The sequence below is a fragment of the Deferrisoma camini S3R1 genome, assembly GCF_000526155.1.
In the GTDB taxonomy this organism is placed as follows: domain Bacteria; phylum Desulfobacterota; class Deferrisomatia; order Deferrisomatales; family Deferrisomataceae; genus Deferrisoma; species Deferrisoma camini.
In genome coordinates, this window is sequence record NZ_JAFN01000001.1 from 3,518,218 (window position 1) to 3,538,418 (window position 20,201).

The 20,201-nt window shown below is 71.7% G+C and carries 20 protein-coding genes; 13 read left to right on the plus strand and 7 right to left on the minus strand.

Annotated elements, in window-relative coordinates:
• Positions 1-6: 6 nt before the first annotated feature.
• The 5 genes from gspE to DEFCA_RS0115550 all read right to left on the minus strand — a co-directional run bounded on the left by gspE (position 7) and on the right by DEFCA_RS0115550 (position 5,123).
• Complete coding sequence (gene gspE / locus DEFCA_RS0115530; RefSeq protein ID WP_281173789.1) at positions 7-1,704, minus strand: type II secretion system ATPase GspE; 1,698 nt, start codon at positions 1,702-1,704, stop codon at positions 7-9.
• The gene (gene gspD / locus DEFCA_RS0115535) at positions 1,701-3,659 is read right to left on the minus strand and encodes a type II secretion system secretin GspD (RefSeq protein ID WP_025323930.1); all 1,959 of its coding nucleotides are present in this window, start codon (positions 3,657-3,659) and stop codon (positions 1,701-1,703) included. The genes gspE and gspD overlap by 4 nt, the downstream gene beginning before the upstream one ends.
• 4 nt (positions 3,660-3,663) lie before the next feature.
• Positions 3,664-4,587 (minus strand): type II secretion system protein GspC, encoded by a 924-nt coding sequence (gspC, locus tag DEFCA_RS0115540; RefSeq protein WP_025323931.1) that lies wholly within the window; start codon positions 4,585-4,587, stop codon positions 3,664-3,666.
• 132 nt (positions 4,588-4,719) lie between these two features.
• Positions 4,720-4,908 carry a hypothetical protein gene (locus DEFCA_RS0115545; RefSeq protein ID WP_025323932.1) on the minus strand — a complete coding sequence of 63 codons (189 nt, stop codon included), beginning with the start codon at positions 4,906-4,908 and terminating at the stop codon, positions 4,720-4,722.
• 2 nt (positions 4,909-4,910) lie between these two features.
• On the minus strand, positions 4,911-5,123 hold the full coding sequence (locus DEFCA_RS0115550) for a YgaP family membrane protein (RefSeq protein WP_025323933.1): 213 nt from the start codon (positions 5,121-5,123) through the stop codon (positions 4,911-4,913).
• A 187-nt stretch (positions 5,124-5,310) separates the two neighbouring features.
• Here DEFCA_RS0115550 and DEFCA_RS0115560 point away from each other — a divergent pair, with 187 nt between their 5' ends.
• The 7 genes from DEFCA_RS0115560 (at position 5,311) to DEFCA_RS0115590 (ending at position 13,003) form a co-directional block, all read left to right on the plus strand.
• Complete coding sequence (locus tag DEFCA_RS0115560; RefSeq protein ID WP_025323934.1) at positions 5,311-6,351, plus strand: rod shape-determining protein; 1,041 nt, start codon at positions 5,311-5,313, stop codon at positions 6,349-6,351.
• 16 nt (positions 6,352-6,367) lie between these two features.
• Positions 6,368-7,186 carry a rod shape-determining protein MreC gene (mreC, locus tag DEFCA_RS0115565; RefSeq protein WP_025323935.1) on the plus strand — a complete coding sequence of 273 codons (819 nt, stop codon included), beginning with the start codon at positions 6,368-6,370 and terminating at the stop codon, positions 7,184-7,186.
• Positions 7,183-7,686: a hypothetical protein gene (locus tag DEFCA_RS0115570; protein ID WP_025323936.1), complete on the plus strand. Its 504-nt coding sequence runs from the start codon at positions 7,183-7,185 to the stop codon at positions 7,684-7,686. Before mreC ends, DEFCA_RS0115570 begins: the two co-directional genes overlap by 4 nt.
• Positions 7,686-9,542 (plus strand): penicillin-binding protein 2, encoded by a 1,857-nt coding sequence (mrdA, locus tag DEFCA_RS0115575; RefSeq protein WP_025323937.1) that lies wholly within the window; start codon positions 7,686-7,688, stop codon positions 9,540-9,542. The genes DEFCA_RS0115570 and mrdA overlap by 1 nt, the downstream gene beginning before the upstream one ends.
• Positions 9,539-10,639 carry a rod shape-determining protein RodA gene (gene rodA, locus DEFCA_RS0115580; RefSeq protein ID WP_025323938.1) on the plus strand — a complete coding sequence of 367 codons (1,101 nt, stop codon included), beginning with the start codon at positions 9,539-9,541 and terminating at the stop codon, positions 10,637-10,639. The genes mrdA and rodA overlap by 4 nt, the downstream gene beginning before the upstream one ends.
• Before the next feature lie 31 nt (positions 10,640-10,670).
• Complete coding sequence (locus DEFCA_RS19735; RefSeq protein ID WP_169709608.1) at positions 10,671-11,270, plus strand: hypothetical protein; 600 nt, start codon at positions 10,671-10,673, stop codon at positions 11,268-11,270.
• Positions 11,271-11,524: 254 nt separating this feature from the next.
• Positions 11,525-13,003 carry a dihydrolipoyl dehydrogenase family protein gene (locus DEFCA_RS0115590; protein ID WP_025323940.1) on the plus strand — a complete coding sequence of 493 codons (1,479 nt, stop codon included), beginning with the start codon at positions 11,525-11,527 and terminating at the stop codon, positions 13,001-13,003.
• 330 nt (positions 13,004-13,333) lie between these two features.
• Here the strand turns inward: DEFCA_RS0115590 and DEFCA_RS19740 are convergent, their stop codons facing one another.
• Both DEFCA_RS19740 and DEFCA_RS0115600 read right to left on the minus strand, forming a co-directional pair.
• Positions 13,334-13,696 (minus strand): nitrous oxide-stimulated promoter family protein, encoded by a 363-nt coding sequence (locus DEFCA_RS19740; protein WP_245693492.1) that lies wholly within the window; start codon positions 13,694-13,696, stop codon positions 13,334-13,336.
• A 567-nt stretch (positions 13,697-14,263) separates the two neighbouring features.
• A complete protein-coding gene (locus tag DEFCA_RS0115600) occupies positions 14,264-15,079 on the minus strand; it encodes a TrmH family RNA methyltransferase (protein ID WP_084319305.1) in 816 nt (271 codons plus the stop codon).
• 132 nt (positions 15,080-15,211) lie between these two features.
• Between DEFCA_RS0115600 and surE the strand changes: the two genes are divergently transcribed.
• The 6 genes from surE (at position 15,212) to DEFCA_RS0115630 (ending at position 20,190) form a co-directional block, all read left to right on the plus strand.
• Positions 15,212-15,967 (plus strand): 5'/3'-nucleotidase SurE, encoded by a 756-nt coding sequence (gene surE, locus DEFCA_RS0115605; RefSeq protein ID WP_025323943.1) that lies wholly within the window; start codon positions 15,212-15,214, stop codon positions 15,965-15,967.
• Positions 15,968-15,973: 6 nt separating this feature from the next.
• The gene (locus DEFCA_RS0115610) at positions 15,974-17,344 is read left to right on the plus strand and encodes an NAD(P)/FAD-dependent oxidoreductase (protein WP_025323944.1); all 1,371 of its coding nucleotides are present in this window, start codon (positions 15,974-15,976) and stop codon (positions 17,342-17,344) included.
• The gene (locus tag DEFCA_RS0115615; protein ID WP_025323945.1) at positions 17,341-17,988 is read left to right on the plus strand and encodes a protein-L-isoaspartate(D-aspartate) O-methyltransferase; all 648 of its coding nucleotides are present in this window, start codon (positions 17,341-17,343) and stop codon (positions 17,986-17,988) included. Before DEFCA_RS0115610 ends, DEFCA_RS0115615 begins: the two co-directional genes overlap by 4 nt.
• Positions 17,946-18,518 (plus strand): TIGR00725 family protein, encoded by a 573-nt coding sequence (locus tag DEFCA_RS0115620; RefSeq protein ID WP_051463273.1) that lies wholly within the window; start codon positions 17,946-17,948, stop codon positions 18,516-18,518. Before DEFCA_RS0115615 ends, DEFCA_RS0115620 begins: the two co-directional genes overlap by 43 nt.
• Positions 18,497-19,192, plus strand: coding sequence for a M23 family metallopeptidase (locus DEFCA_RS19745; protein WP_084319307.1), 696 nt, complete (start codon positions 18,497-18,499; stop codon positions 19,190-19,192). Before DEFCA_RS0115620 ends, DEFCA_RS19745 begins: the two co-directional genes overlap by 22 nt.
• A 119-nt stretch (positions 19,193-19,311) precedes the next feature.
• A complete protein-coding gene (locus tag DEFCA_RS0115630; RefSeq protein ID WP_025323948.1) occupies positions 19,312-20,190 on the plus strand; it encodes a sigma-70 family RNA polymerase sigma factor in 879 nt (292 codons plus the stop codon).
• Positions 20,191-20,201 lie beyond the last annotated feature (11 nt).

Consider the following 20,201-nt stretch of genomic DNA (forward strand, 5'->3'; position numbering starts at 1 on the left):
GGCTCCCTAGAGCACCTCGTCCTGGGTGACCCGCAACACCTCTTCGGCGCTGGTGATGCCCGCCGCCACCTTGCGGGCCCCGTCCTCGCGCAGGGTGATCATGCCGCCCCGGCGGCCGGCCTCCTTGATGGACACCGAGTTGGCCCGCTGCATGACCAGCTGCCGGACGGCGTCGTCCACCGACAACAGCTCGTAGATCCCGGTCCTGCCGCGGTACCCGGTGTGGCGGCACTCCGGGCACCCCACCGGCCGGTAGAGCGGCCCGGCGAACGAGGGGTCGAGCCCCAGCTCCTCCAGGGCCCCCGGCGGGGGGTCGTAGGCCTCGCGGCAGGCGGGGCACAGCACCCGCACCAGCCGCTGGGCCAGCACCGCCAGGATCGACGAGGCCACGAGGAACGGCTCCACCCCCATCTCCACCAACCGGGTCATGGCCCCGGCCGCATCGTTGGTGTGCAGGGTCGAGAACACCAGGTGTCCGGTCAGGCTGGCCTGGATCGCGATCTCCGCGGTCTCCGCGTCCCGGATCTCCCCCACCATGATCACGTCGGGATCCTGGCGAAGGATCGACCGGAGGCCCGCGGCAAAGGTCAGGTCGATCTTGGGGTTGACCTGGATCTGCCCGATCCCCTGGAGCTGATACTCGATGGGGTCCTCGACCGTGATGATGTTCACGTCCCGGGAGTTGATCCGCGACAGGGCCGCGTACAGGGTGGTGGTCTTCCCCGAGCCGGTGGGGCCGGTGACCAGGAGGATCCCGTGGGGCTTGCGGATCAGGCTCTTGAACGCCTCGAGCCGCTCCCCCTCGAGCCCCAGTTGCTCCAGGTCCAGCAGCACGGCCGATTTGTCGAGCAGCCGCAGCACCACCCGCTCCCCGTGGGCCGTGGGCAGCACCGAGACCCGGATGTCGATGTCCTTGCCCGCGATCTTGATCCGGATCCGGCCGTCCTGGGGCAGCCGCTTCTCGGCGATGTCCAGGCCGGCCATCACCTTGACCCGGCTCGTGATCGGCGCCTGCAGCGCCTTGGGCGGGGTGAGCACGGGGTAGAGCACCCCGTCGATCCGGTACCGGATCTGGAGCTCCCGCTCGAACGGCTCGATGTGGATGTCGCTGGCCCGATCCTTGACCGCCTGGAACAGGATGCCGTTGACCAGCCGGATCACCGGGGCCTCCTCGGCCGCGTCCAGCAGGTCCCGGGGCTCCTCCAGCTCCTGGGCGAGGCCCTCGAGACTCCCTTCGGCCAGCTCCTCCATGATCTCCTCGGCCCGGTCCGAGCCCTCCTCGTACACCCGGTTGACCGCCTGCTCCAGGGCCGCGGCCGGGGCCACGGCCGCCCGGAGCGGCCGGCCGAACAGCACCCGCAGGTCGTGGAGCACCCGGGTGTCCGTGGGGTCGGCCACGGCCACCACGATCCGGTCCCCGTCCTCCTCCACGGGAAGGCACCGGTGACGCCGGGCGAACGAGATGGGCACCCGCCTCACCCAGGCCGCGGGCACCTCGGTCGTACGGATCTCCCCGATCCACTCGAGGCCGTAGGCCTCGGCCAGGGCCCTGGAGACCTCCCGGTCGTCCGCCAGGGCCAGGCCCCGCAGGGCCTCCAGCGCCGACACGCCCCGCTCGGCCGCCGCCTCGCGGACCTGCGCGGCCTCGTCCGGGGTCAGCAGGCCCCGGGCCTCCAGGGTGGGCAGGATGTCCGGGCCGCTCACGGCTGGGTCGGCTCCGGGGCGGGCGCTGTTTTGCGGGGGGCGCCGCTGTGCTCCATCACACCACGGTCGAAGGTGGCCCGCTTCTCCCGCGTGATCTCGGTGATCTGGTCCATGGTCCGGATGATGTGGGGGGTGAGGAAGATCAGCAGGTTCGTCTTCTGGTTCGCGTTGGACGAGGTGCGGAACAGGGCGCCCAGGAACGGGATGTCCCCCAGGCAGGGCACGCTCGACACGTTGACCTGGGTGTTGTCCTTGATGAGCCCGCCGATCACCACCGTGGTCTGGTCCTTGACCACCACCGTGGTCTTGGCCGACCGGCGGGTGGTGGTGGGCGCGTTGGTGGAGGTGCCGGTGGTGGTGCTCACGATCTGGCTGATCTCCTGGAACAGCTTCAGCTTGACGTAGTCATCGTCGTTGATCTGGGGGGTGATCCGCAGGGTCAGCCCCACGTCCCGGTACTCGAAGGTGAAGATGGGGTTGCCGTTGGTGTCGAACTTCTGGCTGGTCTGGAACGGGATGTTGTCGGAGACCACGATCTCGGCCTCCTCGTTGTCCGTTGTCAGGATGTGGGGGGTCGAAAGCACGTTCACGTCCCCGCTTTTTTGGAGGGCCCGGATCAGCGCCCCCACGTTCAGAAACGTCTGATTGTTGAACGTGATCGTGCCCTTCACCGCCCCGAGGAACAGGCCCGTGGGCACGTTCAGGGGGTTTTGCATGAGGGGGGTGATGGTGCCGAAGTTGGTGCCGCCGAACACGTTGGGCTGATCCCGGGAGATGTCGTTGACGGTGCGCCACTCAACCCCGAGCTCCAGGGACTTCTCGTAGCTCATCTCCAGGATCGCCGCTTCCACCAAGACCTGGGGGCGGCGGACGTCGAGCTTCTCGATCACCGCGGTCAGGGTCTCGTAGTCCCGGGGGCTCGCGATGATCACCAGGGAGTTGGTGGCCTTGTCCGCCGTGATCTGCACCGGCTCCTCGAACTCCACCGGCACCTCGGTCACCTTGGGACGCTTGACCTGGGGCTGGCCGGGTTTGGCCTTGGTTCCGGCGGACTTGGAGATGGCCGTGAGCACCGAGGCCACGTTCTCGGCGTCGGCGTACTTGAGGTAGTACACGTTGATCTTGCCCGAGCCCCGGGGGATCTCCACGTCCAGGGCCTGGATCATCTTCTTGATCTCGGCCAGGGTTTGGGGGTCGGCGATCACGATCAGGCTGTTCGTGCGGGAGTCGGGGATGATCTTGACCGAGACCTGCTCGGCCTGCACCTGGACGTTCGCCTTGCCCCTGGGGGTGGGCCTGCGTCGCACGGTGCGCCCCTTCTGGGTCACGGCTTGGCTGAGGTTCTTGGCCAGCGTCTCGGCCGCGGCGTATCGGATCGGGATCACCTCGAACACCGTGTCCACGGTCTTCACGTCGAGGGCGTCGATGATCTTCACGAGCCGCTCGATGTTGGACAGGGAGTCCGTGAGGATCAGGGTGTTCGTGGGGGCGTAGGCCACCACCGAGGAGTCCTTGGACACCAGGGGGGCGAGGATCCCCGCCACGGTCTCGGCCTGCACGAACTTGAGCGGCAGCAGCCGGGTCACGAACCGCTCTCCGGGCTCGGCCCCCTCCTCCATCGTCTCAATGCTCGTCTGCTTCGCCTCGCGGGTGGCCACGATCTTGTACACCTTGTCCGTGACCGGCGCGATGGTGAACCCCTTCACGTTAAGGATAGCCTGAAACACCTGGTAGGCCTCCTCGGGGGTCACCTTGCCCGGGGCGATCACCGTGATCTTGCCCCGGACCTTTTCGTCCAGGATGAAGTTCCTTCCGGTGAGCTCCGAGATGAACTGGACCACCGCCTCGATCTCGGCGTCCTTGAAGTTCATGGTGATCGCCTTGGGGGCGGCGGACGCCGCCGTGACCCAGGCCGCGAGGACAAGCGCGATGGCAGGGGCGAGGATTCGTCGCATTCGGTCACCGGATCTCGTAGGTGAAGGTTTGGTTCTGGTTCCTGCGCACGAGGTCGATCTGGATGGAGGTCTCGTCCTTGAGCCGCTGGTAGGCCTCGAAGGCCTGTTCCGGCCCCAGGAGCTCGATCCCGTTGATCCGTTTGATCACGTCGCCGTTCTGGAGGCCGATCTTGGCGAACAGGCTGCCGGGCCGGATGGCGAACACCTTGAACCCGTCGGGCTGGCCGTTGGTGAAGTTGGGGACCACCCGGATCTGGGTCAGCAGCTTGCTCATGTTGGCCTGGGCCTGTTCGATCTCCCGGGCGTCGATGATCCACTTGTCCTGGGCCACCTTGCGGACCGTGTCCCCGTCCGGTTCCGAACGGGCGGTTCCCCCCCGTTGCGGAGGCCGCCGCGAGGTTCGTGCCCGGTCCTCCTTTGGCTTGGGCCGGAACAGGAGGATCTCCTCTTGCTTGTCGCCCCTGCGGATCCGGATGCGATCGCGGAGCACGGCGGCCAGGGTCGCGCCGTCCGCGACCTCCTCGCCCTCCCGGACCACCTTCACGTTCTTTTGCGCGTCTTGGATCACAGCGAACGATCGGCCCCCATCCACCACCACGGTGCCGAGGAGCGTCAGGTTCAGGGGCGACAAGGGGACGGGAGCGGGGGCGGGACGGGTTTCGGTCGGTGCCGGCGTGGCGGGCGTGGCGGCCGGCTCGGGGGTGGGGTGGGCGTTGAAGAGGTTCCGCTGCTCGATGATCCGATAGTCGGCGAGCCTCTCCCGGGCCCGGGCCTCGGCCGTGGCGGCGGCCAGGGCCCGGGTCCCGGTCTGGGGGGACCACAGCGTCCGGGCGATCCACACCCCCGCGATCCGGGCCGACAGATGGGCGGCGGCGATCAAGAACACGACGGTGAGCACCCACCGGTGCCGGGAAACGGCTTCGCGCATGGTTCCTCCGGAAAACCGGCATAGCATACGCGAGGGGGTGCTCGGCCCGCAACCGCGGCGGGCGGGCGCTGGGGCCGGCCCGGAGGGCCGCCCCAGGCCCCGAATCTCAGCGACTGTCGAGGAGGTCCGGCGCTACGAGCCCACCGCCGCCCTACGCCGGGCCCGGGCCTCCTCCTTTTCCAACAGGTGGATCGGGCATGCGGTGCGCCATTGGCAGTAGGCCCTGGGGTTGAGGCACCGGGGGGCGTCCAGGGGGACGTCCTTGTCGCTCTTCTGGCACCGGAACACCTTTCCGGTTCCGGCCGCGGCGTCTCGCTCCACGGCTACGCCTTCCGGGCCTCGCACTCCGGGTCGGGCACGCCGAGCTTCCGGAGAATGGTCATCAAGGGGCACCACTTGGTGAACGCGGACTGGAACAGGTTTAGGCCCACGAAGGCCGTGAACAGGTGCCAGTAGGGGCTGTGCACGTACCCCAGCCCCAGGCTGACGAGCACGAAGAACCCTGCTGCCAGGCGAAGGCTGTCGTTGACGGTCATGGCTCATCTCCTTTTCTTTGCGGAAAAAACCCCGATCCGGTTGCGATCCGGACATCTCGTTGGATGCGGGCAGGATCAAAAGGTCACGGCCGCCCCGACGATCCTTGAACCGCTCGGAAACCCGCTGATAGAATCCGATTTTCCCGACATCCCTTCCCCTTCGACGATCTTCGAGGCCAGCGCCGTCATGCTCGACTCCATTCTCGGTTTCTTCTCCACCGATCTCGCCATCGATCTGGGCACCGCCAACACCCTGGTGTACGTGCGGGGCAAGGGGATCGTGGCCAGCGAACCCTCCGTGGTGGCCGTGCGGAAGAACGGCCAGGGCGGGGGGCGGATCCTCGCCGTGGGCAAGGAAGCCCAGCGCATGCTGGGCCGCACGCCGGGCTCCATCGTGGCGATCCGTCCGATGAAGGACGGGGTGATCGCGGACTTCGACATCTGCGAGGCCATGCTCCGGTACTTCATCCAGAAGGTGCACAACCGCCGCAAGCTGGTGCGGCCCCGGGTCATCGTGGGGGTGCCGTCGGGGATCACCCAGGTGGAGCGCCGGGCCGTGCGCGAGTCGGCCGAGTCGGCCGGCGCGCGCGAGGTGTACCTGATCGAAGAGCCGATGGCCGCCGCCATCGGGGCGGGCCTTCCGGTGACCGAGCCGTCGGGCAACATGATCGTGGACATCGGCGGCGGCACCACCGAGGTGGCGGTGATCAGCCTGGCCGGCATCGTCTACTCCCAGTCGGTGCGGGTGGCGGGGGACAAGATGGACGAGGCCATCGTCCAGTACATCAAGCGCAAGTATAACCTGTTGATCGGCGAGCGCACGGCGGAAGAGGTGAAGATGACTGTGGGCACCGCCTACCCCGACCCGGACGCCGGCGACCACCCCCAGGCCATGGAGGTGAAGGGCCGGGACCTGGTGGCGGGCATCCCCAAGACGATCTCGGTGAACACCGAGGAAATCCGCGAGAGCCTGCGGGAGCCGATCAACGCCATCGTGCAGGCGGTGCGGATCGCTCTCGAGAAGACCCCGCCGGAGCTGGCGGCCGACATCGTCGACAAGGGCATCGTTCTGGCGGGCGGGGGGGCGCTCCTGAGGAACCTGGACGTGCTGCTCCGGGAGGAGACCGGCCTGCCCGTCATGGTGGCCGACGATCCCCTGTCGTGCGTGGCCCAAGGCGCGGGCATGGCCCTGGACGAGCTCGAGCTCCTGCGGGAGGTAACCTCCTGACCCCCGACCCGAACCCATGATCTCTTTTCTGGCCCGCCACCGTAGACTCCTGCTGGGAGGGGGGGTGCTGGCCGCGACCCTGGGGCTGCTGGCCTCGGCCGGGGGCGGCGCAGGGGTGTGGGGCGGCCGGGTGGGGCTGGTGGCCACGCCCCTCCAGTCGGCCGTGCGGGGGCTCGTGGGGGGGGTGGCCGGGGTGGTGGACCGGTACCTCTGGTTGGTGGATGCGAAGACCGAGGCCGCCCGCCTGCGGCGGGAGGCCGCCGAGCTGCGGCAGGAGCTCGCCCGGGTCGAGGAGGTGTTCCAGGAGAACGAACGGCTCAGGAGGATCCTAGAGTTCCGGGACGCCCTGGAGGGACCGGCCGTGGCAGCACGGGTGGTGGGCCGCAGCGCCACCCCCTGGCTGCGCACCGCGGTCCTGGACAAAGGGGAGGAGCAGGGAGTCCGTCTGGACGCCCCGGTGCTCACGCCCGAAGGGGTGGTGGGCCGGGTCTACCAGGTCGGCCCCTCCTCGAGCCGGGTGCTCCTGTTGACCGACCCCAACAGCGCGGTGGACGCCCTCATCCAGCGCACGCGGGCCCAGGTGGTGGTGGAAGGGGGGCTCGGCGCCACCTGCCGGGTGTTGTACCTGCCCCGGGGCGAGGAGGTGGAGCCCGGGGACCGGGTGGTCACGTCCGGCCTCGACGGGGTGTTCCCCAAGGGGCTGCTCCTCGGGGAGGTGGTCCGGGTGCGGCAGGAACCCGGCGAGGTGTTCCAGCGGGTGGAGCTGCGGCCCGGCGCGGACCTGGGCCGGCTGGAGGAGGTGCTCGTCCTGGCCCCCGCGACGGAGACGCCTTGAGGGGATTTCTCGCCTGGACCGGTTTTCTGGTCTGTGCCCTGGGGCTCCAGACGACCCTTCTGCCCCTGGTGATTCCCGAGCCCTGGAGGCCCGATCTCACCCGGCTCCTGACCCTGTGGCTGGCGCTGACCGGGGTGCCCCGGGGCGGGGCGGCGCTGGCCGCTGTGTCCGGGCTGGCCGTGGACCTCCTCTCCGGCGGACCCCTGGGATTCGTGGCGTCGCTGCGGCTGCTCCTGTACGGGGTGGCCCGTCCCCTGCGGGGGGTGTTCTTCGATCATCAGCCGCTGTGGCTCCTTCCCCTGGCCGCCGCCGGCCCCCTGGTGGAGGCGGTGGGGGCTTCCGTGCTGTTCCACTTCTCCGTGCCTGACGCGTCGATCGTGCCGGACGTGTGGGGGGTGGCCCTCCGGCAGGTGCCGGGGGACGTGCTCCTGGTGGTGTTCGTCTTCCTGGCGCTGGAGATGGCCACGGCCCGCCGGGCCCGGCTCGGGGTGGCCCGCTGATGCTGCGTCCCCGGTTCTCCCGCAGCCGGCTGCGCCCGCGGCTCGTGGTGTGCGTGGCGATCGTGGGGGCGGCGTTCGTCGTGCTGTTGGGGCGCCTGGCCTACCTGCAGATCTGGCAGGGGGCCCGCTACCGGTACCTCAGCGAGAACAACCGGATCCGGGTGGAGCGGATCCCGGCGCCCCGGGGCATGATGTTCGATCGCAACGGCGAGATCCTGGCCGACGTTCGGGCCGCGTTCGAGGCCCTGGTGGTGCCCTCGGAGGTCCCGGCCGGGGAGACCGAGCTCGGTGCGTGGCTGGAGCGGGTCTCGGAGATCCTGGGGATGCCGTCCGCGGAGATCCGCCGGGTGCTCGAGGGGAACCGCCCCGCCCGGTGGGAGCCCCGATTCCTCAGCCGGATCACCCGGGCCCAGATGGCCCGGCTCGAGGCCCACCGTCTGGAGCTCCCGGGCATGCTGGTGCGGGCCCGGCCGGTGCGTCACTACCCCCAGGGGCCGCTGTTCGGCCCGGTGTTGGGGTACGTGGGGGAGGTGTCGGCCCGGGAGCTGGGGAGTGACGCCTTCGCCGAGTACGCGGCGGGCGACGTGATCGGGCGGGCGGGGGTGGAGCGGACCTGGGAGGCCACCCTGCGGGGCACCCCCGGCGGACAACAGGTCGAGGTGGACGTGAGGGGGCGGGAGCTGCGGGTGCTGGCCGAGCGCCCCCCCAAGGCCGGCCGCAATCTGGTCCTCGCGCTGGACCGGCGGCTCCAGGAGGCGGCCCGCGAGGCCCTGGGCGACCGGGTGGGGGCGGTGGCCGTCGTGGACGTGCGCACGGGCGACGTCCTGGCGCTGGTCACCTCCCCGTCCCTCGATCCCAACGAGCTGGTGCGGGGGGTGTCGGCGCAGCGGTGGAAGGAGATCGTGTCCGATCCGCTCCACCCCCTCCAGAACCGGGCCGTGTCCGGGCAGTACCCGCCCGGCAGCACGTTCAAGGTGGCGGTGGCGCTGGCAGGCCTGGCCGAGGGGGTGATCACCCCCCGGACCCGGGTCTACTGCTCGGGGGCCTACCGGTTCGCCGGCCGGGACTACCGGTGCTGGAAAAAGGCCGGCCACGGCTGGGTCGACCTGAAGCGGGCCCTCGTCGAGTCCTGCGACGTGTACTTCTACCAGCTCGGCCTCGACCTGGGGGTGGACCAGATCGCCCGATGGGCGTCCGAGCTGGGTCTGGGGAAGGAGACCGGGGTGGACCTGCCGGGCGAGCGGCCGGGGTTGCTGCCCACCCGGGCCTGGAAACGCCGGGCCCGGGGCAAGCCATGGTACGCGGGGGAGACCCTGTCGGTGGCGATCGGCCAGGGGTACGTGCTGACCACCCCGCTCCAGATGGCCGCGGCCATGGCCGCGGTGGCCCACCCCCAGGGGATCCGTTTCCGGCCCAGGCTGGTGACCCGGATCGAGGACCCGGCGGGCCGGGTCCTCCATACCCTGCCGCCCGAGGAGGTGGGCCGCCTGCCGTTCTCGCTGGCCCAGCTCTCGCTGGTGCGAAAGGCGCTGCGACAGGTGGTGGCGGGGGCCCACGGCACGGCCCGCCGGGCCGACGTGGAGGGGTTCCCGGTGGCCGGGAAGACCGGCACCGCCCAGGTGGTCAAGCTGCCCTCGGAGCGCAACCTGCCCATCGAGCAGATCCCCTGGGAGCACCGGGACCACGCCTGGTTCACGGGCTACGCCCCGGCCGACGATCCCCGGATCGCGTTCGCGGTGCTGGTGGAGCACGGCGGGCACGGCGGGTCGGCGGCGGGTCCGGTGGCCGCCCGGGTGGTGGAGGCGTACCGGGACCTGGTGCGGTCCGGGCTGGCGGCCCAGGAGGCTCCCCGGTGAGCCGCGGGGCGGTGTGGAGGCAGATCGACTGGGGCTTCCTGGCCCTGCTCGCCCTGCTGTGCGGCGCGGGGTTGACGGTGCTGTGGAGCGCGAGCCACGGCCCCGACGGCAGCGTGGCCTCGTACCCCCTGCGTCAGGTCCGCTGGATGGCCTTGGGGGTGCTGGCCCTCGGTGTGGCGGTGTCCGTGGACTACCGGAAGATCGAGGCCTGGGCCCCCTGGATCTATCTGGGCACCCTGGGGCTGCTGGGCGCGGTGCTGGCGGTGGGACACACCACCATGGGGGCCCAGCGGTGGATCGCGCTGGGGCCGCTTCGAATCCAGCCCTCGGAGTTCGCCAAGATCTCGATGGCCATCGTGACCGCCCACCTGCTGGCCCGGGAGCCCGCCGACCCGCCCTACGGGGTGCGCCCCCTTCTTCTGCCGGCCGGAGCCGTGTTGCTGGCCGCCGGCACGGTGCTCCTCCAGCCGGATCTGGGCACGGCGGTGCTCCTGGTGGGGGTGGCCGGCGCCCAGATCCTGTTCCAGGGCGTGCGCAAAGGGGTGCTCTTGGCCTGCGGCGGGGCGGCGGCCGCGGGCCTTCCCGTCGCGTGGGGGTTCCTCCACGACTACCAGCGCCAGCGGATCCTCACCTTCCTGGACCCCGAGCGCGATCCGCTGGGGGCCGGATACCACATCATCCAGTCCAAGATCGCGGTGGGCTCCGGCCAGCTGCTGGGCAAGGGGTTCCTCCAGGGGACCCAGGCCCATCTGCGGTTCCTGCCCGAGCGCCACACCGACTTCATCTTCTCGGTGCTGGCCGAGGAGTGGGGGTTCGTGGGCGCGGCCTTCGTGCTCCTGCTTTACGGGGTGTGGATCCTGTGGGGGCTCGACATCGCCTCGCGCGCCCGGGACGACTTCGGCCGGTTGCTGGCCGTGGGGCTGACCTCGATCCTGTTCTTCCATGTGTTCGTGAACGTGGGCATGGTGCTGGGCCTTCTGCCCGTGGTGGGGGTTCCCCTGCCGCTGTTCTCCTACGGCGGCTCGTCGGTGATCACCACCTTCGTGATCTGTGGTCTGCTCCTGAACATCCGACTGCGCCGGTTCGGCCGGTTTTAGTTTTGGAAGAGGCGTGCCGATGAGAAGGGCCATGGTGACCCGAGACGTCGAAACTTTCGTGGGCCTGGGCCGGGCCGTGGCCCTGGCCGCGGCCGAGGAGGCCCTGGCCCCCCAGGAGGCCCGGGAGCTCACGGCCGGCTTGGTGGCCGGGATCCTCAGCGGGTGCATGGAGTTCGACACCTACGCCCGGATCCACGACGCCCTGGCCCGTCTGCTCGACCGGGCGTTCGCCCAGGGGGCGGCCGCTGTGCCGGCCCCCTCCCCCGCTGATGACGCCGTTCCCCCGGACGAGCCACTGGGGGTCTACCTGGAGGTGGTGGGCGAGGCGTGGGAGCAGGTGGGCCCCGGCGACGAGGCCTGCGAGGGCCTCAAGGGGTTCGCCGTCCGGGCCTTCGATCTGGGACGGGCCCGGTTCGGAAACGGCTCCTGGTTCCGGGCGCCCCTGCGGGTGGGGGGCGCGGAGCTCCTGCGCCTGGCCCGGGCCGCGGGCCTCCTGGTCGTATCGGTGGCCGGCCCCATGCCGGCCCCGGCCGCGGACGGATGCTTGGCCGATCCGGCGCGGGCCCCGGGCGCCTTCCGGGTGGTCCTGGGGTGGGGCGACCGCCGAACCGCCCTGGACGCGGAGGGCTGACCCGCCCCACCAGACCCCCGGCCCCGCCGCCTTCCCTCTCCTTCCCGTCTCCCTTCTCCCCTTTTTCCGAACCCCTTCGTCCTTGCCCAGCCCTGCGGCGGGGGTATGGTTCATTCTCTCGGTGCCGGAACCAGGCCCTATGCCCCCGAGCTTTGGCGCGGCTCGAGAGCCACCCGGCCGCCTAGCGGGCCGGAGGCCCCCGACCGACGACCAACGACCAACAACCAACGACCGAAGTGACAAGGACGGACTCCATGGCGACCTACGACTATGACTTGGGGATCCTGGGAGGGGGCGCGGCCGGGCTCACGGTGGCGGCCGGGGGGGCCCAGTTCGGGGCCAAGGTGCTGCTCGTCGAGAAGACCGGTCGGCTCGGCGGCGAGTGCCTTCACACCGGATGCGTGCCCTCCAAGACCCTGATCCGGACGGCCGGGGTCTGGGCCCTGGCCCGGAGGACCCCGGAGTTCGGGTTGCCGGCCCTCGAGCTGCCGGAGGTGGACCTGGGCGCGGTCATGGCGCGGGTGCGGTCCGTGATCGAGGCGATCCAGGAGCACGACTCCCCGGAGCGGTTCTGTCGCTTGGGGGCCGAGGTGCGGTTCGGCTCCGCCCGGTTCGTGGACGATCACACCGTGGACCTGGACGGCCGGCGAATCTCCGCCCGCGCCTGGGTCGTGGCCACCGGCTCCCGGCCGGCCCTGCCGCCGGTGGACGGCCTGAGCGACACCCCCCACTGGACCAACGAGACCGTGTTCGGACAGACCCGGCTGCCCGGGCGGCTCCTGGTGCTGGGGGGCGGGCCCATCGGGGTCGAGCTCGCCCAGGCGTTTCAGCGCCTGGGGTCCCGGGTCACCGTGGTGGAGTTCCTGGATCAGATCCTGGGGCCCGAGGACCCGGACGTGGCCGCGATCCTTCGGCAGCGCTTAGAAGCCGAGGGCATGGAGATCCTCACGGCGACCCGGGCCGTGCGGGCGGAGCCCGACGGGGCCGGGGTGCGGCTCACCGTGGCGCCTTCTTCGGGGCCGGGGGAGGCCCGGGTGCTGGAGGCCGACGCCCTGCTGGTGGCCACCGGCCGCAGACCCAACGTGGAGGACCTGGGGCTCGAGGCGGCCGGCGTGGAGGTGGGGCCCAGGGGCATCCCCACGGACGCACGCCTGCGGACCAACGTGAGGCACATCTACGCCTGCGGCGACGTGAACGGCGTGTTCCCGTTCACCCACGTGGCCGGGTACGAGGCCAGTGTGGCCCTGTCCAACGCGATCCTCCGGCTGCCCCGAAAGGCCGACTACGCCAAGGTTCCCTGGTGCACCTACACCGACCCCGAGGTGGCGAGCGTGGGGCTGAACGAGAAGCGCGCCCGCGAGCAGGGGGTGAAGTACCGGGTGCTGGAGGCGTCGTTCGCCGACAACGACCGGGCGCTGGCGGAGGGGGAGGCCGCGGGCAAGATCAAGGTGCTGGTGAGCCCCAAGGGGAAGGTGCTGGGGTGCCAGATCGTCGGGGCTCACGCCGGCGAGCTGATCCACGAGTGGGTCGTGGCCGTGGCCGGGGGCGTACGGCTCGCCACCCTGGCCGGGGCGATCCACGTGTACCCCACCCTGTCCGAGATCTCCAAGCGGGCCGCGGGCGCGTACTTCGCGGAGAAGCTGTTCAGCGACCGCACCAAGGGGGTGTTGCGGTTCCTGTTCCAGATCAAGGGGCGGGCCTGCACCCCCGACTCTCCCGCGCCGGAACCCTGAGACCAAGTTGCGATCAAGATGAGCTCATAGGGGGCGATTTGGGGGCCGTCGGTCCTCCGCCGGAAAAGACGGCCTCGCCGAAGCCGCTACGGCTCGGTCCGCTGTGGCGCGTGAGAGCACGCGCCGCGGGCGCTCCCCTGCGCCGAGCGGCTTGAACGGCTCGACCGTAGCGCTCCGGGCCAACGGCCCCCAAATCGCTGGCTTCGAATGCGACTTGGTATCAGGCGCGCTTCCTCGGGGGGCAGGGCAAGGGACCTGCCTCCGGCCGGGCGCGAAGCCGGGCATTCAGATCCGCCGCGCAGGCACGGGGCGGGGGAGTTCGTTTCATCCTCAGCGTCCGGGCGCGGGGGGCTCCGTTTTCTCTCTTTGGGGCTCCCGGCGCCTTCCGTCCCACAGGTGGGCCAGGGCCATCCACGGATGGTGCCAGAGCATCCGGGGGCCCGCGTACCGCATCACCTCGCGCACCCGTTCGCGCATGCTGGGCCTGTAGCAGTGCACCGGGCACTTGGCGCAGGTGGTCTTGCCCTCCTGGAACGGGCAGCGGTCCAGGCGCTCGAACGCGTAGGCCAGCAGCTCGGCGCACTCGGGGCAGGGCCGCTCGGGCCCGGGGTGGTGGTCGCGGCAGTAGATCCGGACCATGGCCTCGATGGTTCGGCGTTCCCTCCGAAGCCGGGGGTGGGTTGCACGGGACATGGGGCGCTCCATGTGACTTCGGTCTACGGTCAACGGTCGCCGGTCTGGGGCCTTCGGCCCGCTGGGCGGCCAGGCGGCTAGGCAGCTAATGTCATGCTCCGCAAGTTCGTGCATTCCCCGAGGCGGTGGGGCTGGGGGCCCCTCCTTCGCTGAACGGCCTCGCAGGGGCCGCCTCGGCTCGGTCCGCTGCGGCGCGTGAGGGCACGCGCCGCGGCCGCTCCCCTGCGCCGGGCGGCCCGGCCTGCTCGGCCGTCGCGCTTCGTCGGGGCCCCCAGCCCCACCGCCGCAATCGATATGCTTTCTTGCGGAACGGGACACTAGGCGGCTCTCGAACCGCGCCAAGGCTCGGGGGCATGGGGTCTGCGGTTCAGGAGCCAGAAGACAGAATTCAGAGGACAGGCTGCAACGTCGGATGCAGGAGCGTGCCCGTGGTCTTTTTCCTGTCCTCGGTCCGCTGAATTCTGGCGCCTGAAACCCGTGCCCCCCGACTCCGATGTCGAGACGAGCTTTCGACCGACGACCAACGACTGACGACCAACGACCGAAGTTACTGGGAAGCTTCCCCCCTCACCCCGGCTCGGGGCCATGATCTGGGTCAGACCCTGCGGGGTTCGCGTGCCGGCGCCACAGCTCGGCGAGCAGGACCCCGGCCGCCGTGGCCACGTTCAGGCTCTCCACCCGGCCGGTGCCCGGGATCCGCACGCACAGGTCCGCCCGGCGGATTGCGGCGGCCGAGAGACCGGATCCCTCGGCTCCCAGGAGCAGCACGCACCGGTCGGGGAGGGGGGCGCGGAACAGGTCGTCCCCCTGGTGGCTCGAGGTGGCCACCAGGCCGTACCCGGCTTCCCGGAACGCCCCCAGCGTCTGCCCCAGGTCGGGCGCCCACACCACCGGCACCCACTCGGCCCCGCCCTCGGCGGTGCGCCAGGCCGAGGGCGCGAGCACGCGGTCCTCGGGCCCCTCGGCCAGCACGCAGCGGGCGCCGAAGTGGGCCGCGGTTCGCACGATGGCCCCCAGGTTGTGGGGGTTTCCCACCCCGGGGAGCGCGAGAGCCCAGCCAGGCCCCGGAAGCCCGAGGATTCGGCCCAGGTCCGCAGCCCGGGGCCGGCGGCTCACGATGCAGATCCCCTCGTGGTGGCGGCTCCGGCAGACCCGTTCCAGCTCTTCCGGGGGGACGATCCGGTACGGCAGGCGGTGACGGGCGCAGTGGCGCAGCAGCTCCGAGAACTCCGGGACGCGGTCCTCGCAGAGGAACACCCGCACCACGGCGCCGGGCCGGCGCTCGAACAGGGCTCGGCAGGCGTTGCGGCCGTACACCACGAGCGTGGGTGGGGGATTCGTCGGGGCGGGTGGGCGACGGCGGCCTCGTCCGGGGTTCGCCATGGTCTCGTCCGTGGGGGCGGTTCCGGTTGACGCGGGGTGCCGGGTCACGGTAAAGCCTTTTCGTACGTCCTGTAAATCTCTCTTCCTCCATCGGGCGCGCCGGCCGGCCAAGGTACCGCGGACACAAACGACGTGCTCTTCCTGGTCAGCAACGACGACGGGATCCACTCCCCGGGGCTCGATGCCCTGACCCGGGCGCTGTCGGCCCTGGGCCGGGTCGTGGTGGTGGCACCGGACCGGGAACGCAGCGCCGTGGGGCACGCCCTCACCCTGCACCGGCCCCTGCGCATGACCCGGGTCCGGGACGACTGGTTCGCCGTGGACGGCACGCCCACCGACTGCGTCCACCTGGGGATCCACGGGCTGCTCGCCGAGCCTCCCACCATGGTGGTGGCCGGCATCAACCAGGGGGCCAACCTCGCCGACGATCTGACGTACTCGGGCACGGTGGCGGTGGCCCTGGAGGGTACCCTGATGGGGGTGCCGAGCTTCGCGGTGTCGGTGGCCGCCGAGACCGAGTTCCGGTTCGGGGCGGCGGCAGAGGCAGCGGTGCGCATCGCCCGGACCGTGGCCGAGCGGGGGTTGCCGCCGGGCACGTTCCTGAACGTCAACGTGCCCAGCCGCGATCGGCTCGACCAGCTCGAGGGGGTTCGGGTGACCCGGCAAGGCAAGCGCGTCTACGGCAGCGGGGTGGTGCGCAAGAAGGACCCCCGCGGCAAGGAGTACTTCTGGATCGGGGTCCGGGAGCTCGGGGAGACCCGGCGCACGGGCGACACGGACGTGGAAGCGGTCGAGGAGGGGTTCGTGTCGGTGACCCCCGTGCGCACGGATCTGACCGACCGGGAGTTTCTGACGGAGCTGCGGGGTTGGACCTGGACGAAGGGGTGAGTCGACGTGGGTTCTTGGGACGCCGTGGTGGTGGGAGCGGGGGCGGCCGGCATTTTCGCGGCTCGGGAGCTGGCCCGGGCCGGCAAGCGGGTTCTGCTCCTCGAGAAGGGGGGCGATCTCCGGGAGCGCCGGTGTCCCCGCAAGGAGACCGGCAAGGGGTGCCGCCGTTGCATCCCCTGCCAGCTCCTGTCCGGGTGGGGCGGGGCAGGGGCGTTCTGTGACGGCAAGCTGAGCCTGTCGCCCCAGGTGGGGGGATTCCTGGGCGAGTTCCTTCCGCGGCCGGCCCTGCGGACCCTGCTCGACGAGGTGGACGGGGTGTGGCGGGCCCACGGCGCCCCGCCCGAGGTGTACGGCTCCCGGGTGCCCGAGTGGCAGGCCCTACGGGACCAGGCCGAGGCCGCCGGCCTGGTCCTGGTGGAGAACCCCGTGCGGCACATGGGCACCGACGTGTGCCGGCAGGTGCTGGCCAGCCTGTATGACGAGATCTCCGGAGCCGTGGAGATCCGGTTCCACACCCCCTGCGACGGGGTCGAGGTGGACGGGAACCGGGTCCGGGGGGTGTGGGCCGGGGCCGGGCTCGAACGGGCGCCGGTCGTGATCCTGGCCCCCGGCCGGGTGGGGGCCGGGTGGATCCGGGACCTTGCGGCGGATCTGGGGCTGCGAACCGTGCCGAACCCGGTGGACATCGGGGTGCGGGTCGAGTGCCCGGCCGAGGTCATGGACCCGGTGACCTCGGTGCTGTACGAGGCCAAGCTCTACTACGAGTCGCCCACCTTCCGCGACGAGGTCCGCACCTTCTGCATGAACCCCCGGGGCGAGGTGGTGCACGAGGTGTACGAGGACTGCCTCACCGTGAACGGCCACGCCTACGCCTCGGCCCGCAGCCCGGCCACGAACTTCGCCCTGCTGGTGAAGACCGCGTTCACCGAGCCCTTCGACGACCCCATCGCCTACGGCCGGTACATCGCCCGGCTGGCCAACCTGATCGGCGGGGGGATCCTGGTGCAGCGCCTCACCGACCTGACTTCGGGCCGCCGGTCCACCCCCGAGCGGATCGCAAAGGTGGCGGTGCCGCCCACCTTGCACGACGCCACCCCGGGGGACCTGTCGTTCGCCCTGCCCCACCGCCACCTGACCGACGTGATCGAGACCCTGTACGCCCTGGACGCGTTCTGTCCCGGCCTGGCCGGGCCCGACACGCTGCTGTACGGCGTGGAGGTGAAGTTCTACTCGAACCGGCTGGAGCTCGACGACCGCCTGGAGACCCGCATCCAGGGCCTGTACGGGGCGGGGGACGGGGTGGGCGTGAGCCGGGGGCTCATGCAGGCGAGCGCCTCGGGCGTGTGGGCGGCCCGGGCCGCCCTGGAGCGGCTGTGACCCCGGACCGGTTCGCGGCCGCCCGGCGGCGCATGGTCCAGGCCGTGGCCCGGGCGGTGCCGGGGTGCCCGGACCGGGTGCTCGAGGCCCTGGTCCGGGTGCCCCGTCACCGGTTCGTGGACGAGGCCCTGTGGCCCCGGGCGTACCGGGACGAGGCCCTGCCCATCGGCCACGGCCAGACCATCTCGAAGCCCTCGACCGTGGCGCGGATGACCGCGGCCCTCGGGCCCGGACCCGGCGAGCGGATCCTGGAGGTGGGCACCGGCTCCGGCTACCAAGCCGCGGTGCTCGCCCTGCTCGCCGGCGCCGTGTTCACGGTGGAGCGGATCCCGGCCCTGGCGGTGCGGGCCCGCACCCGCCTGGACCGGTTGGGGATCCGAAACGTGGAGATCCGGCCGGGGGACGGCCGGATCGGATGGCCCGAGCAGGCCCCGTTCGACGCGGTGCTGGTCACGGCGGCGGCCGCCCGGGTGCCCCGCTCGCTGTTCGAGCAGGTCCGGCCGGGCGGCCGGCTGGTGGCGCCGGTGGGGGAGGGAGAGGACCAGCGGATCGTCTGCTGGCTCCATGCCGGCGGGGAGTGGGAGCTCCAGGAGCTGGACCCATGTCGGTTCGTTCCGCTTCGCGAAGGGATGGGGGGGCGTTGACCCGGCCGGTGCACCTGGCGGTGGTCGGGGCCGGGGCGGCCGACTCGGCCACCCGCGACCTGGCCGCCCGGGTCGGCCGGGCGGCGGCCCGGGCCGGTGCGGTGGTGGTGTGCGGCGGGCTCGGCGGGGTCATGGAGGCGGCGTGCCGGGGCGCCCGCGAGGCCGGGGGGCGCACCGTGGCCGTGATCCCGGGGCCGGACCCGGCCGCGGCGAACCCCTGGGCGGAGGTGGTGGTGGCCACCGGCCTCGGGCACGCCCGCAACGTGGTGGTGGTCCAGTCCGGGGATGCGGTGATCGCCCTTCCCGGCTCCTGGGGGACCCTGAGCGAGATCGCCCTGGCGCGCAAGTGCGGCCGGCCGGTGGTCGCGGTGGGCGCGTGGCGCCACCTGGAAGGGGTCCGGGTGGCGGAGGGCCCGGAGGAGGCGGTGGCGCTGGCCGTGTCTCTGGCGGGGCGACGCCCTGACGAACGCACCCCCGCCGGTGCCGAGCCGGTCCCGACGCGAGGCCCATGGGACGAAGGCGCATCGTAACCCTCGTGGCGTGCCTGGGGGTGGCCGCGGCCGTAGGGGCCTGCGGCACCCCCTACGCCCTGCGCCACAGGGTGGGGCCCGGAGAGACCCTGGCCGCGGTCGCGGCCCGGTACGGCGTGAGCGAAGAGGAGATCCGGCGGTTCAACCACCTGACGCCCAAGGACCGGGTGCGGCCGGGGGACGTCCTGTTCGTCCCGGCCGGGGGGCCGCCCCCGGCCGAAGCCCCCCGGGAGAAGCCGGCGAAGCCCCCGCGCCCCGAGCCGCCCCGGCGGGTCGCACCCCCGCCGGAGCGCCGTTCCCGGAGCACCGGGGCCGGGTGGCCGGTGGACGGGAAGGTCGTGCGCGGGTTCGCCCCCGAGCGGGGGAGCCGGGGGGTGGACCTGGCCGTGCCCCGGGGAACCCCGGTGCGGGCGGTTCGGGCCGGAGAGGTGGCCTACGCGGGCACTCCCGCGCCCGCCTACGGCGGGGTGGTGGTGCTCCGGCACCCCGGGGGCGTGTACACCGTGTACGGCAACCTGGACTCCGTGGGGGTGAGGCGCGGGGAGGCCGTGGAGCGCGGGCGGGTGCTGGGGACGTCGGGACCGGCCCGGAGGGGGCTCGGCCCCCACGTCCACTTCGAGGTGCGCCGGGGCGAGGAGCCCGTGGACCCCCAGAGGTTCGTTTCGGGACGCTGAGCCCGGCTTTCCCCGCTCGTGTATTTCCCGCTACCATGGGAAGAAGCCGGCCCCATGGAGCGGCGGCCTCTGGCGGCGCGCGGCGAACGTCCCCTCTGGCGACCCAGTTCGAGGACCCCATGCACGATCGTCGGGACGGTGCGGACCGAAGGAAGGCGGCCAGGCGCTACACCCCCAGCACGATCTCCATCTACCTCTCGGAGATCCGGCAGACCCGTCTGCTCACCCCCGACGAGGAGAAGGAGCTGGCGGCCCGGGTTCAGGCCGGCGACCCGGGGGCCCGCCAGCGCATGATCGAGTGCAACCTGCGGCTGGTGGTCACCATCGCCAAGCGGTACGTGAACCGAGGGCTGCCGCTCCTGGACCTGATCGAGGAGGGGAACCTGGGGCTCATCCGGGCCGTGGAGCGGTTCCGCCCCGACAAGGGGTGCCGGTTCTCCACCTACGCCACCTGGTGGATCCGTCAGTCCATCGAGCGGGCCCTGGTGAACCAGTCCGACACGGTGCGGCTGCCGGTGCACGTGGCAGAGGAGATCAACCGCCTGCGCCGGGCCGCCGAGGAGATCCGGGGCAAAGAGGGCACCGAGCCGGACGAGGAGGCCCTGGCCCAGAAGATCGACCGGGACCTCGAGCACGTGCGGCGGCTGATGCGGCTGGCCCGCCGGACCTTCAGCCTGGATCAGCCGCTGGGCACCGACGAGGACTACACCCTCCAGGACGTGATCGAAGACCCCTCGGCCCAAGATCCCGAGGAGATGGTCCTCGAAGACGACCGGCTCCGGGTCCTGGAGCGATGGCTCCAGGACCTCCGCCCCCGGGAGCGCCGGGTTCTGGAGCTCCGGTACGGCCTGGGCGACGAGGCGCCCCAGACCCTGGAGCAGATCGGACGCGAGTTCGGCGTGACCCGGGAGCGGATCCGGCAGATCGAGATGAATGCGCTCAAGAAGCTCCGTCGGATGGCGGCCCGGGCCCGGGTTCCCTTCGGCGAGCTGTACTGAGCCCACCCCCT